Origin of the sequence: Bradyrhizobium sp. A5, assembly GCF_042076515.1 — a bacterium.
Taxonomy (GTDB): domain Bacteria; phylum Pseudomonadota; class Alphaproteobacteria; order Rhizobiales; family Xanthobacteraceae; genus Bradyrhizobium; species Bradyrhizobium cosmicum.
Genome location: NZ_CP148990.1, coordinates 3,314,115 through 3,327,295, shown reverse-complemented (window position 1 = coordinate 3,327,295; position 13,181 = coordinate 3,314,115). Strand labels below are relative to the sequence as shown.

Sequence of the window (13,181 nt, the reverse complement as noted above, 5' to 3'; positions counted from 1 at the left end):
CCAGACGCCGGCTTATGCCAGCGCCTTCAGTGCCGCCTTGCCGCCGTAGAGCGCCTGCTTGCCGAGCTGCTGTTCGATGCGGAGGAGCTGGTTGTATTTGGCGGTGCGGTCGGAACGTGCAAGGGAGCCGGTCTTGATCTGCCCGCAATTGGTGGCAACCGCGAGGTCGGCGATGGTGGAATCCTCGGTCTCGCCGGAGCGGTGCGACATCACCGAGGTGTAGCCGGCCTTGTGCGCCATCTCGACGGCGGCGAGCGTCTCGGTCAGCGTGCCGATCTGGTTGACCTTGATCAGGATCGAATTGGCGCGGCCGGCCTTGATGCCTTCGGCGAGGCGCTTGACGTTGGTGACGAAGAGGTCATCGCCGACCAGCTGGCACTTCTTGCCGATCAGGTCGGTGAGTTCCTTCCAGCCGTCCATGTCGTCTTCGGACATGCCGTCCTCGATGGTGACGATCGGATAGCGGCCGACGAGGTCGGCGAGATATTTGGCCTGCTCGGAGATCGAACGGGTCTTGCCCTCGCCTTCATAGACGTATTTGCCGTCCTTGAAGAATTCGGTCGAGGCGCAGTCGAGGCCGATCACGATGTCGGTGCCCGCCTTGTAGCCGGCCTTGCCGATCGCGTTCATGACGAATTCCAGCGCGGCGTCCGCCGACGGCAGGTTCGGGGCGAAGCCGCCCTCGTCGCCGACATTGGTGTTGTGACCGGCCTTCTTCAATTCGGACTTCAGGGTGTGAAAGACTTCGGCGCCGTAGCGCAGGCCCTCGGCGAAGGAGGACGCACCCACGGGGAGGATCATGAACTCCTGGAAGTCGATCGGGTTGTCGGCGTGCACGCCGCCATTGATGATGTTCATCATCGGCACCGGCAGCAGCCGCGCCGAGGTGCCGCCGACGTAGCGATAGAGCGGCATGTCGAGCGAGTTCGCGGCCGCCTTGGCGACGGCGAGCGAGACGCCGAGGATGGCGTTGGCGCCCAGCCGGCTCTTGTTCGGCGTGCCGTCGAGGTCGATCATGATCTGGTCGATCTGGGGCTGCTGCTCGGCATCGAGGCCGCTCAGGGCCTCGAAGATCTCGCCGTTGACGGCGCCGACCGCCTTGGTGACGCCCTTGCCGAGATAGCGGGCCTTGTCGCCGTCGCGCAGTTCCACGGCTTCGTGGGCGCCGGTGGAGGCGCCGGAGGGCACGGCGGCCCGGCCGAGCGCGCCATCTTCCAGCACGACATCGACCTCGACGGTGGGATTGCCGCGGCTATCCAGGATTTCGCGTCCGATGATGTCGATGATGGCGGTCATGAGGGCCTCTTTTCGGGGAACAACGGGGGCAGTTGGCGGTGCTTCTACCGCAATGCATCGGAGCGGAAAAGGCCGGGTGACGGCCCTCGCATGATTGGCTAAGAGGGCGCCACGGAGGCGGCCTGATGTCGAAAAAACCCAGCAAATCGAACAACTCACCTGATCTGCAGCTCGGCCGCGCCGTGGAATGGCCGGAGACGCCCGAGAAGGCCAGGCTCGACCGCGTGCCGAATCCGCAAGGCGGCACCGATTATCTGGTCCGTTTCACGGTGCCGGAATTCACCTCGCTCTGCCCGGTGACGGGCCAGCCGGATTTCGCGCATCTGATGATCGACTACGCGCCCGGCCCGTGGCTGCTGGAGTCGAAGTCGCTGAAGCTCTACATCGCGAGCTTCCGCAATCACGGCGCCTTTCACGAGGATTGCACCGTGATGATCGGCAAGCGCATCGCCTCCGAGATCAAGCCGAAATGGCTGCGCATCGGCGGCTACTGGTATCCGCGCGGCGGCATCCCGATCGACGTGTTCTGGCAGACCGGCCGGGTGCCGAAGGGGCTATGGGTGCCCGAGCAAGGCGTCGCGCCCTATCGCGGGCGGGGTTGATCCTCAGTGGCCTGCGGGCAAATCAGTGCCCGCTCAGCACCAGCGTCTGCACCGGCAACAGCAGGGCCTGGATCCGCAACAGCATGGCGTGCACGAGACCGGTTGCATCAACGACATGCAATGCGAGACTCTTGAACGAGCCGACTTTCCCTGACGAGATCAGTTCGTGATTGCTGGTATAGGCGTTGGCAACACAACTGCTGCCGGGCGTGACGCCCTCCAGCCCGCCCTTGTAGATCGGTTCCATGAAAACGAGAATGGTGCCCGGACGCGCGACCTGCTGCGCCTCGATCAGTTGTTCACCGCCCCTGAACTGGCCCGCAGCGATGTAGTCCTGCACGCTGGTCACCACCATCGGGATGATCGTCCACGGCCTGGAGATGCAGGTGGCTTCGGCGACCATTCCGACCTTCATGACTTGAGCCTCGATCTGCCCAAATCCTGCCATCAGGGCACGTCGCCCCGCCCCATCCGGAATGAGAACACCGGCCGAACGTATCATTGGATTGACAATGTCGCCCGGCCTCAGTCCGAACTGCTCGACCCGCCCGTCGACGCCAGCGCGAATGAACGTCTTATCCAGATCGACCTGAGCTTCGGCCAACGCCGCCTCTGCGCTCGCCTTTTCCGCCGGGAGCAGAGCGCTCAGTCGGGTCAACGCGGATTGCCTGGAAGCGGTGGCGGCATCGAGAGTGCCTTGGCGACCTGCAACGGCGACACCGAGCTTTTCGATGTCGCGCTGCGGAACGATGCCTGGATTTCGCTTCTGCAATTCAGTTTTGGTATCAAGTTCGTCCTGCGCCTGCTGCAGCGAACCCTTTGCCTCCTGAAGCTGGCCGTCCGCCTTCATGACATCGGCTTGCGCCGCCAGCATGGCGGCATCAACCTCGGCGATCTTGCGCTTCGCGGTCAGGAGCGCGGCTTCCTGCTTGGCGCTATCGAGTCTGAAAAGCACATCACCCTGCTTCACGTCCGCGCTGACATCGACATGAACCTCCGCGACCCGGCCGGTAACTTCCGAGACGATCGGAACAGTCCGGTAGTACAACGTCGCCGACGAGGTCGACGGATGAAAATAGAAGATCATCGTGATCAGAGAGACTGTCAGCATCAGGCAGGCGATGATGCCAAATCGCAACTCGAACCAGACCGAATAGAGCGTGATTTCGTGCCCGATGCGCTTCCCCTGCCGATAGCGGCGGTAGAGATAGTCGGGAAGTATCGTCAGGAGCGAGCAGAGCAGCAGCTCAAGCATGGCGGGCCACCTCGTTCTTGGCGCTCCCCGGCTTGGCATCGCCGGCCGCAGAAGGTTGCTCCGCAGCAGCTTCATTCGGCGGCTCTGTCGGATCCTGCTCCGGTGCTATGCCCGCCATCTTCTCGACCGATCCGGCGATCTTGCGCAGCGGCGTGCTGAAGTCGGGCAGATCGATCATGGCGAGGAACAGGCCGATCACCCAGAACAGGTGGTTGTGCGTAAACAGCGCCAGCAGCCCCAGCACGGCCACGATCTCGAACTGGAATTTCTGCGACTTATGGGCCATCCGCTCCGGCATCGTGTGCAGGTGCAGATAGAGATTCCCGACCGCGAGAACGGCGCCGATGAGGACAATGCCGACCACGACCATCAGGACATCGGTGTCTCCGGGCGCTGTGATGAAGGACGGCAATTGATGGGGTGCAGCAGGATGAAGCTGCTCACTCACGCGACTCTCCCTCAAATTGCATTGGGAGCTCGCCGCTCCAAATTCATTCTTTCACATTACGGTAACTTGGCAAGGGCAAAGCCCACGACGCGCGTGCCAAGGCGAACTCCAGTCACTCTTAGTACGCGCTCAGCAGATCGACCTTCGCATTCGCGAGCACCAGCCTCCGCGCCAAGATGGCCGCGAGATTGCGCATGATCTTCAGGGACGTCTCGGGATGCACCCGCCGATAGTCGGCAAAGCTGTCGAGCGGCAGTTCGAGGCAGGTGACGGGCGTATCGGCGAACACATCCGCGCTGCGGCTTTGCTCCAGGATCGCCATCTCGCCGAACGCCATGCCGGGACCAAGGGACGCCAGCCGCACGCCGCTCCGCAGCTTGACGCTGACCATGCCGCTCTGGAGGAAAAACAGCGAATTGGCGGGCTCGCCGGCGGCGATGATGCGCTGGCCGGCGGCGTAACGGCGGGTGGTCGACAGACCGACGATGGCAGCGATCTCGCCCGTGTCGAGCTCGGCCAGCAGCGCCTGCTCGCCGAGATGCGCACTCTCCTTGACGTCGGTGAAGCCGCCGAAGCGGTAGATCACCTGGTCCTCGGCCCATTCGATGGCATCGTCGAGCAGCGCGAAGCGCCGCAGCCGGCGCGGATCGGCCGTCCGCGCCGAGATCGCCGCCCACACTGCCGAGGTCTCCTCGAAGCCCGACAGGATCGTGGTGACGCCGGCATTGCCGAGCGCGGTCAGAGTTTCGCCAAGCAGCTCCGCGCCCGCCGCGGTGATATCAGGGACACGGCGGAAATCGATGATCAGGAGCGGCGCATTCGGCGGCTCGCTGGCGAGCCTTCGCGTGACGTAGTCGATGGTGCCGAAGTTCATCGCGCCGACCAGCTCGAGCACGCGGATGTCGCTGTGGCGCTCGTCGAGGATCTGCTGCTCGCGCGGCTGGCGGCTGCGGCGCGACGAGATGCCGTAGATGTCGTAGTCCGCCATGATGCTGGAGCGAACGTCGGCATTCCGGTTCAGCATATGCAGGTCGAACCGGGCCGACAGCGCCTCGCAGACCTTCAGGCCGCGCGCGCTGTTGAAATGGCTGTCGAGCAGCGGCGAGAAGGTGCCAAGCCCGAGCTGCGAGGGCAGCGCCGCGACGATACCGCCGCCGACGCCGCTCTTGGCGGGAATGCCGACCCGGTAGGTCCACTCGCCGGCATAGTCGTACATGCCCGAGCTCGTCATCACCGACAGCGTGCGCGCGACGACGTGGGGCGTGATCACCTGCATGCCCGTCACCGGATTGATGCCGCGATTGGCGAGCGTGGCCGCCATCACCGCAAGGTCGCGCGCGGTGACCAGGATCGCGCACTGGCGGAAATAGACGTCGAGCACGGCGTCGACGTCGTCGGGCAGCACCGCGTAATTCCGCAACAGCCAGGCGATGGCGCGGTTGCGGTTGCCGGTCGCGGTCTCCGAGGCATGAACGGCCTCGTCGACGCCGAGCTCGCGGCCGGCGAACTGGCCGAGCTTCGAGCGGACGCGCTCGAAGGCGCCCTTCCCGTCCACCGCATAGATCAGGCCCGAGCAGGCAATGGCGCCGGCGTTGACCATGGGGTTGAAAGGGCGGTTGTCGTTGGTGAGCCGGATCGAATTGAAGGCCTCGCCGCTCGGCTCGACGCCGATGGTGGCCGAGACCCGGTCCTCGCCCACCATCTCCAGCGCCAGCGCGAAGACGAAGGCTTTCGAGACCGATTGGATCGTGAACGGCACCGCGCTGTCGCCGACCTCGTAGACATGGCCGTCGATGGTGACGAGCGCGATGCCGAAATGGTCGGGGTTGGCGCGCTTCAGCTCGGGAATGTAATCGGCTAGCTCGCCGGAATTGTCGGCGCGAAATTCCTCGTGGCAATCGGTCAGGAAACGCCGCAGCGGCGGCTTGGTGGGATATCCGGTGGATCGCAGCGCGCTGGCTGGGCTGGGCGAACGGCTGGTCTGGGCGTCCACGATCTCGCACCTCGGTTTGCCCAAAATCAAAGCAATCCTTGTGCCATGTATACCGCAGGGCGCCGTGGCACCACGATGCCACGAAAAGACGATTGCCGCAGAAGCCGGAGGCCGCGACGGCCTGTCGAATTGGTCGTGTCGCCGGCGCGTTATGCCACCGCACGCACCTTGCTGATGAATCCCTCGACCTCGGAGGTCAGCGAGGTCGACTGGCCCGAAAGGTTCGCGGCGGCCTTCAGCACGCCGGATGCGGCGCGGCCGGTCTCGTTCGCGGCCGACGACACCGTCGCGATGTTGCGTGTCACGGTCGAAGTCGCCTCCGCCGTGTGCTGCACTGTGTTTGCGATCTCGGCGGTCGCCTTGTTCTGCTCCTCGATGGCGGCGGCGATGACGCGGTTGATGCTGGAGACTTCCTCGATGGTCTTGACGATGCCGTCGATCGCCGAGACCGCCTTCTGCGTCGCCCCCTGGATTTCCGTGATCTGGGCGCTGATCTCCTCGGTGGCTTTCGCGGTCTGCGAGGCGAGGTTCTTCACCTCGCTCGCCACGACCGCGAAGCCCCTCCCGGATTCGCCGGCGCGCGCCGCTTCGATGGTTGCGTTCAGCGCCAGCAGGTTGGTCTGACCGGCGATCGATGTGATGAGGCCGATGACCTCGCCGATGCGACCGGCACCGTCGGCGAGCGCGCGCATCGTGCTGTCGGTCTCCTTGACGGTGACGACCGCCTGCTCCGTGGCGCGCGTCGCCTGCTCGACCTGGCGGTTGATCTCGCGGATCGAGGCGTTGAGCTCCTCCGCCGCAGCTGCGACGGTCTGCACGCCGCCGCCGACTTGGTCGGCAAGCGTCGAGGCCGAGCCGGCCTGGGTCTGGGCTTCGGCTGCGGTGCCCGACATCGAGCGCGCCGTCGTCTCCAGCTCGCCCGTGGCGCTCGACAGCGCCTGCACCATCTGGCCGATCCGGCCCTCGAACTGCCGCACGAGGCCGGACAATTCGGACGCGCGCTTCTCCTTGTCGGCGCGCTCGGCGGCCTGGTTGCCGGACAGGCGTTCGGCGTTGATCATGGCCTCCTTGAACACCTGAAGAGCCGCGGCCATGCGGCCGATCTCGTCGTTGCGGTCGAGGCCCGGCACCTCGCCGGCGAAATCATGCGCGGCGAAGCGGGTCATCACGCCGGTGATCGCGGTCAACGGCCGCGTGACGCGGTTGCGCATCAGCATCAGTCCGCCGACGGTCAGCGCGAGCGAAGCCGGCACCAGCAGGCCGAACAGGATCAGGCTGAAGCGGGCGCGCGAGGCGCCATCCTCGGCCCGCGAGATCATGTTGGCGAGCGCGGTCTGCGTGACGATGACGACATTGTTGGCGCCGACCAGCTGGCGATCGCGGTAGTCGATGCCGGCGACGCCGGCGGGCTCACCGGCGAGCAGTTTGGCAGTAATCGCGTTGCGCTCGTCGCTGAGAGCGCCGGAGATTTCCGGCTCGGCGTTACGGATCGCCTGCAGCAGTTCGGGCGAGGCGACGTTCGGGCTGAGGTCGCGCACCACCAGCCAGGACTGCTGGATGCGGCCGCGCAGATCGGCGAAGGCAACGCCGTCGGCTGCCGTCCATGTCTTGTTGGCGAGGATCGAGGAGAACTGGACGAGAATGGTCTGGCCGGCATTGGCGCGGGCCTGCCAGGACGCCTGCTTGGCGATCAGAAGGCGATCGACCACGGGGTCGATCAGCGTCATTGCGTTGTCGACATGGGCGGTGACGTCGCCGATCGCATCCATGTAGGCGTCGCTGATCCTGGCCCAGCTCGGTGTCAGGCTGGCCTCACGCGCCCCCTTCTCCTGCTTCAGAGCGATGATCGCGCGCGGCCGGAGCTCTTCGAGCTGGGCCCAGATAGCGCGGAGCTTGTCGAGCTTCTCGGCAAGCCCCGGTGCTTCGACGGAGGTGAGGCTCTGCAAGGCCTGCGCGTAATTCTTCTGCACCGTGGCCCGCTGCCCGGCGAGGCTGGTCATGACGCTGTCGGGCGCGGGTGCGGCCGCCGCCAGATAGCTCAGCGTGTCGCCGCGCTCCAGGCGAAAGATCACCAGCGTGTCGGTCAGGTCGCGGCTGGCGACCGCGAGCGAGACGATCCGGTTGCTGTCCGAATAGCGCGCAACCGCCAGCCTCAGCGCGTAGGCGCAGATGACGATAAGGACGAGACCGAGAGACCCGACCACCGCCCCGAGGATACGGGCGACCGAACGCTGCTTTTGCATCGACTGATCCACAGATGTTGCCGCCAAGTCGCGGTTCACCGGCAACCTACGGAGCGAACGGTGAGGTTTGATTTAAGATTGAAATGACTGACTACCGTTTTTTCCCGGTGAAACTACGGAGAATCGGTAATTCCATACTTTCGTCAGGCTCGTGCGTCCGACGGTGCCCGCTGCTTCAACAGGCGCGCGCAGACGAGGCCCAGCACCACCATGATCGCACCGCTCGCGAGCAACGTCGGCATCTTCCCGCCATGCTGCAGGCCCAGGCCATAGGCGAGCGGGCCGACGGTTTGCCCCATGAAGAAGAAGAACGAATGCAGAGACATCGCCGTCGCCCGCGCCCCGATCGACAGCTCGCTGGCGAACACCTGCAGGCAGCCATGGATCATGTAGAAGCCAAAGCCCATCGCCAGCAGGCTGACGAATTGCAGCTTCCAGCCCGGACCGAAAGCGAGCGCACCGAGCTGCAAGGCCACTAGGCAGCCGCCTGCGATCATCATCCCCTTGACGCCGAGCCGCGGCAGCATGCGCGAGACGGTGAAGGTGTAGAGCAACCCGCCGACTGCAAACCCCGCGATCACGATGCCAGCGATCGACAATGATTTTTCGCCGAGATCGAACAGGAACGCGGCGATGAAGGGGAACAGGCCGAACACGCAGCAGCCTTCGACGAAGACGGCCGAGTAGCAGTAGCGCGTGTTGGGATTGGCGAAGATGGTGCGATAGCCCTGCCGCAGGGTTTTCAGGTCGGTCTTCGGCGGCGGTGTCAGCGCGGCGCCGCGAAAGCCTGCCGCCACAGCGACGGCCGCAATCAGGCCAAGGGCGCCAAGGGTCACCAGCACGCCGCGCCAGCCGATGAGATCGCCGATGATTCCACTGGCGGATGCCCCGAGCAGATTGCCGGTCATCGACCCCGCCATCGTGCGTCCGATTGCGACCTGCCGCTTGGCGGGCGCGACGAGGTCGGCGGTCAGGCCGAGCGCAACGGGAAACACACCTCCGGAGGCGATGCCGGCAAGGATGCGGGTCGCGAACAGGGCCGAGAAGGACGTGGCGAGCGCGCCCAGAATACATGCGACGCCGAGCAGCGCCAGGCATGCTGTCATCAATCGCGCCTTGCCGAACAGATCGGCGGCAGCGCCGATCGCCGGCTGAACCAGGGCGTAGATCAACGCGAAGCCGGCCGCGATGCTCGCGGCCGTCGTGATGCTGATCGCAAAGTCGTCCGCGACATGCGGCAGGACCGGATCGAGCGCCCGCGTCGACAACGCCGCCGAGAAGCCGGCGAGCGCGATAATATTGATCGCGGGCGGAAACGTCTGCTCGGAGGACGGCCTGACCACAGGCTGCTGCATCAGCCCGTGGTGCTCTTTGACGTGCTCTTGGCCAGCGCGTCGAACGCCATCAGGTTGCGGATCAGTCCTTCGAACTCGCGCAGCGGCACCATGTTGGGGCCGTCCGACGGCGCACGGTCGGGATCGGGATGGGTTTCGATGAAGACGCCGGCAACCCCAACCGCGACAGCCGCGCGTGCGAGCACCGGCACGAATTCGCGCTCGCCACCGGAGGACGCGCCCTTCCCGCCCGGCTGCTGCACCGAATGGGTCGCGTCGAAGATCACCGGCGCGCCGGTGGTGCGCGCCAGGATCGGCAGCGCACGCATGTCGGAGACCAGCGTGTTGTAGCCGAAGGATACGCCGCGCTCGGTGACGAGCACGTTGGGATTGTTCGCGCTGGTGATCTTGGCCACGACATTCGCCATGTCCCAGGGCGCGAGGAACTGCCCCTTCTTGACGTTGACGACCTTGCCGGTCGCGGCGGCCGCGAGCAGCAGGTCGGTCTGCCGGCACAGGAAGGCCGGGATCTGCAGGACGTCCACCGCCTGCGCCACCTCGGCGCACTGCGCGGCATCGTGCACATCGGTCAGCACCGGCAGGCCGAGCGAGGAACGGATTTCGGCGAAGATCGGCAGCGACTGCGCAAGGCCGAGGCCGCGCGCAGCGGATGCGCTGGTGCGGTTGGCCTTGTCGAACGAGGTCTTGTAGACGAGCCCGACCTTCAGCCGCGCGGCGATCTCCTTCAGCCCGGAGGCCACCTCCAGCGCGTGCTGGCGGCTTTCGAGCTGGCAGGGTCCTGCGATGATCGAGATCGGCAGATCATTGCCGAACTTGACCGTGCCAATGGTGACGACCGGCGCCGCCGATGCTGGAGAGCTCAAGGCAATTCCCTCGTTTCGCCGCGACCATAGCTGCGATGAGGGGCGGATCAACCCCATTCGGCCCGGGCTGTCAGAATATCAGGGTTGCGCCGGGGGCCCCCGGCGCGCCCGGTACCGATAGTCGCTACTTGACCGACGAGAAGGCGGTCGGCGTCAGGATCTGGCTGACGATGTTGGCGACGATCTGGCCATCTTCCTCGGTCTTCGCCCGTGCGGAAATCCAGTCCGGATCGCTCTGGAACGCCGTCCACTTTTTCTCGCGGTCGGCGAGCGAGTCCCAGGCGAGGAAATAGGTCAGCTCCTGGTTGGATTCACCGATCAGCGTGGTGAAGAAGCCGGCCTGCTTGATGCCGTGCTTTTCCCACAGTTTGAGCGTCACCGCCTCGAACCGCTTCAAGAGCGCCGGCAAGCGGCCGGGCACGCAGCGGTAGACGCGCATTTCGTAGATCATCGGTGGTCTCCCTGATTTTGTCGTGCGGCCATCTGGCGCGGCCGGGTGAGTGAACGCGAGCGCCTGAACGCCAACCAGTCACCGTCGTGACATGCATCGGAAATATTCTCAAGAGGCTCGGCTTGGGAGGTCTTCACCATGCGGAGAGGTCGGCGCCAAACGCCGGCAATCGCAAAATTCCGTCAGGGGCCCCTGAATGAATCGCCGTGAGCGCCGGTCTGCGGCCAGGCGCGGGCAGATTTCGCCCGGTCAGGCAACGAGCTTCACGAGCGCGCTCAGCACGAGCGCCGCCGAACAGTTCGAAGCCGGAATCTGGCATCATCAGGCGGGCCGGCTGACGGAGGCGGAAGCCTGCTATCGGCAAACGCTCGCCAACCAGCCCAATCATCCGGACGCGCTCTATCATCTGGCCCTGCTCGCGCGCCAGGCCGGACGCGCCGACGTCGCGCTCGATCTGCTCGGCAAGGCCATCAAGCTCAAGCGCACCGATCCGCTCTACTTCCTCTACCACGCGACCACGCTGCAGGAGCTGCAGCGATATGGCGAGGCGCTGGCGAGCTACGACAAGGCGCTGGCGTTGCTCCCGGAGCATGCGGACATCTTTTACAATCGTGGCCTGGTCCTGAAAGCTCTCGGCCGGTTCGACGACGCACTCGGCAGCTTCGAAAGCGCGCTGGCGCTCGAGCCCGACTTCGCCGAGGCCTGGAACAATTGCGGTGTGCTCCAGCAGCAGATGCGGCTGTTCGACCACGCCATCGCGTGCTTCGACCGGGCCGTGGCGCTCAATCCGTCTTACGCCGAGGCGTTTTACAACCGCGGCATCACGTTTCAGGAATTGGGGCGGCTCGACGAGGCCCTCGCCGCCTACGACCAAGCGTTGGCGCTCTCGCCCGACTTTGCCGAGGTCCACAATTATCGCGGCGTGGTGCTTCAGCGCCTGCGCCGGCTCGACGACGCAATGGCTAGCTTCGATGCCGCGCTGGCGCTCCGGCCCGATCACGCCGATACCCACAACAACCGCGCCATCGCGCTGCTGGAGATGAAGCGGCACGAGGAGGTGCTGAAGAGCCTCGCCCGTGCGGTGACGATTGCGCCCGACTTCGTCGAGGCCCATCACAACATCGGCTGCGTGCTGATGGAGCAGAACAAGTTTAGGCAGGCGCTGGCGAGCCTCGACAGGGCCGTCGCGCTCAAGCCCGACTATATCGATGCGCTCAACAGCCGCGGCGTCGCGCTTCAGGAGCTCAAGCAGTTCGAACAGGCGCTGGACAGTTTTTCGCGCGCGCATGTGCTGGCGCCGGACCACCCGAATGCACTCGGCGGTATGATGCTATGCGCCGGCGCGCTCTGCGACTGGGACCGCAGGAACGAGCTCGCCGGTGCCGCAATCGACCGGATCAGGACCGGCAAGCCTGGCGTGATGCCCTTCACCCTGCTCGGCTACACCGGCGACATGGACCTGCAACTGCGCAGCACGCGAAACCTGGTGCCGCGGGCGCCGCCGCTCTGGACCGGCGCGATCCGCCGGCACGATCGCGTCCGCGTCGCGTACCTCTCGGCCGACTTCCACAACCACGCCACGGCGCATCTGATGGCGGGATTGTTCGAACGGCACGACCGCTCGCGGTTCGAGATCATCGCGGTCTCGTCGGGGCCGGATGACGGCAGCGCCTATCGACAGCGTCTCGTTGCTGCCTTCGATCGCTTCTGCGATATCCGGGCGATGAGCGATGAAGCGGTCGCGCGCATGCTGAACGAGATGGAGATCGATATCCTCGTCGACCTCAAAGGGCATACCAAGGATGCCCGGCTCGAGATCCTGGCACACCGCCCTGCCCCGGTTCAGGTCAGCTATCTCGGCTATCCCGGCACCACCGGCGCCGGGTTCATCGACTATGTCATCGCCGACGAGACGGTCGCGCCGTTCGCGCACCAGGCGTTCTATACGGAGAAGCTGGTCCACCTGCCTTATTCCTACCAGGTCAACGACAGCGCGCGGCGCATCGCGGCGCAGACACTGAGGCGCCAGGACGCCGGACTGCCCGAACAGGGCTTTGTGTTCTGCTGTTTCAATCAGAGCTGGAAACTCGGGCCTGAGACGTTCGACGTCTGGATGCGGCTGCTCAGCACTGTGGAGGGCAGCGTATTGTGGCTCCTCGGCGATCATGCGCCGACGATGCAAAACCTGCGTCAGGAGGCCGAAAAGCGCGGCGTCCTTCCGGCGCGCCTCGTCTTCGCGTCGCCCTTGCCGCCGGAGGATCATCTGGCACGGCACAGTCTCGCCGACCTGTTTCTGGATACGCTGCCCTACAACGCCCACACCACCGCCAGCGATGCGCTCTGGGCCGGCCTGCCCGTAGTGACGCAGCTCGGCGAAGGCTTCGCCGGCCGCGTCGGCGCAAGCCTGCTGAACGCCGTCGGACTGCCAGAGCTGGTGACGGAGAGCACTGCGGACTACGAGACGCTCGCCTCGCAGCTTGCCACGAACCCCGCGCGTCTCGGCGAAGTCCGCGACCGGCTCGCCGCCAACCGCCTCACCCAGCCGCTGTTCGACACCGATCGCTTCTGCCGCCACATCGAGGCGGCCTACTTGCGGATGTGGGAGATTGCCCAGCGCGGCGAGCCGCCGCGGAGCTTTGCGGTCCGGGCGGGCAACGTCTCCCAAGGTTAGCCGA

Annotated in this window: 10 protein-coding genes; 2 read left to right on the top strand and 8 right to left on the bottom strand. The window is 65.4% G+C overall.

Translation table 11 applies throughout. The features are described 5' to 3' along the window. Positions 1 to 12 precede the first annotated feature (12 nt). Entirely contained in the window at positions 13 to 1,296 is a 1,284-nt protein-coding gene (eno, locus tag WHZ77_RS15890; protein WP_375314469.1) for a phosphopyruvate hydratase, read from the bottom strand. Positions 1,297 to 1,421: 125 nt separating this feature from the next. Here eno and queF point away from each other — a divergent pair, with 125 nt between their 5' ends. Then, complete coding sequence (gene queF / locus WHZ77_RS15885) at positions 1,422 to 1,898, top strand: preQ(1) synthase (RefSeq protein ID WP_375314468.1); 477 nt, start codon at positions 1,422 to 1,424, stop codon at positions 1,896 to 1,898. 22 nt (positions 1,899 to 1,920) lie between these two features. Here queF and WHZ77_RS15880 read toward each other — a convergent pair whose 3' ends face one another. The 7 genes from WHZ77_RS15880 to WHZ77_RS15850 form a co-directional block, all read right to left on the bottom strand. After that, on the bottom strand, positions 1,921 to 3,153 hold the full coding sequence (locus WHZ77_RS15880; RefSeq protein ID WP_375314467.1) for an HlyD family secretion protein: 1,233 nt from the start codon (positions 3,151 to 3,153) through the stop codon (positions 1,921 to 1,923). Next, a complete protein-coding gene (locus WHZ77_RS15875; protein WP_375314466.1) occupies positions 3,146 to 3,601 on the bottom strand; it encodes a hypothetical protein in 456 nt (151 codons plus the stop codon). Before WHZ77_RS15875 ends, WHZ77_RS15880 begins: the two co-directional genes overlap by 8 nt. 118 nt (positions 3,602 to 3,719) lie before the next feature. Next, complete coding sequence (gene glsA, locus WHZ77_RS15870; RefSeq protein ID WP_375314465.1) at positions 3,720 to 5,594, bottom strand: glutaminase A; 1,875 nt, start codon at positions 5,592 to 5,594, stop codon at positions 3,720 to 3,722. Positions 5,595 to 5,743: 149 nt separating this feature from the next. Continuing rightward, complete coding sequence (locus WHZ77_RS15865) at positions 5,744 to 7,837, bottom strand: methyl-accepting chemotaxis protein (RefSeq protein WP_375314464.1); 2,094 nt, start codon at positions 7,835 to 7,837, stop codon at positions 5,744 to 5,746. Between the two features lie 143 nt (positions 7,838 to 7,980). Next, on the bottom strand, positions 7,981 to 9,192 hold the full coding sequence (locus WHZ77_RS15860; protein WP_375314463.1) for an MFS transporter: 1,212 nt from the start codon (positions 9,190 to 9,192) through the stop codon (positions 7,981 to 7,983). Next, the gene (gene kdsA, locus WHZ77_RS15855; protein ID WP_375314462.1) at positions 9,192 to 10,055 is read right to left on the bottom strand and encodes a 3-deoxy-8-phosphooctulonate synthase; all 864 of its coding nucleotides are present in this window, start codon (positions 10,053 to 10,055) and stop codon (positions 9,192 to 9,194) included. Before kdsA ends, WHZ77_RS15860 begins: the two co-directional genes overlap by 1 nt. A 124-nt stretch (positions 10,056 to 10,179) precedes the next feature. Further along, entirely contained in the window at positions 10,180 to 10,506 is a 327-nt protein-coding gene (locus tag WHZ77_RS15850; RefSeq protein ID WP_375314461.1) for an NIPSNAP family protein, read from the bottom strand. 196 nt (positions 10,507 to 10,702) lie between these two features. Here WHZ77_RS15850 and WHZ77_RS15845 point away from each other — a divergent pair, with 196 nt between their 5' ends. Further along, the gene (locus WHZ77_RS15845) at positions 10,703 to 13,177 is read left to right on the top strand and encodes a tetratricopeptide repeat protein (RefSeq protein ID WP_375314460.1); all 2,475 of its coding nucleotides are present in this window, start codon (positions 10,703 to 10,705) and stop codon (positions 13,175 to 13,177) included. The last annotated feature ends 4 nt before the right edge of the window (positions 13,178 to 13,181 follow it).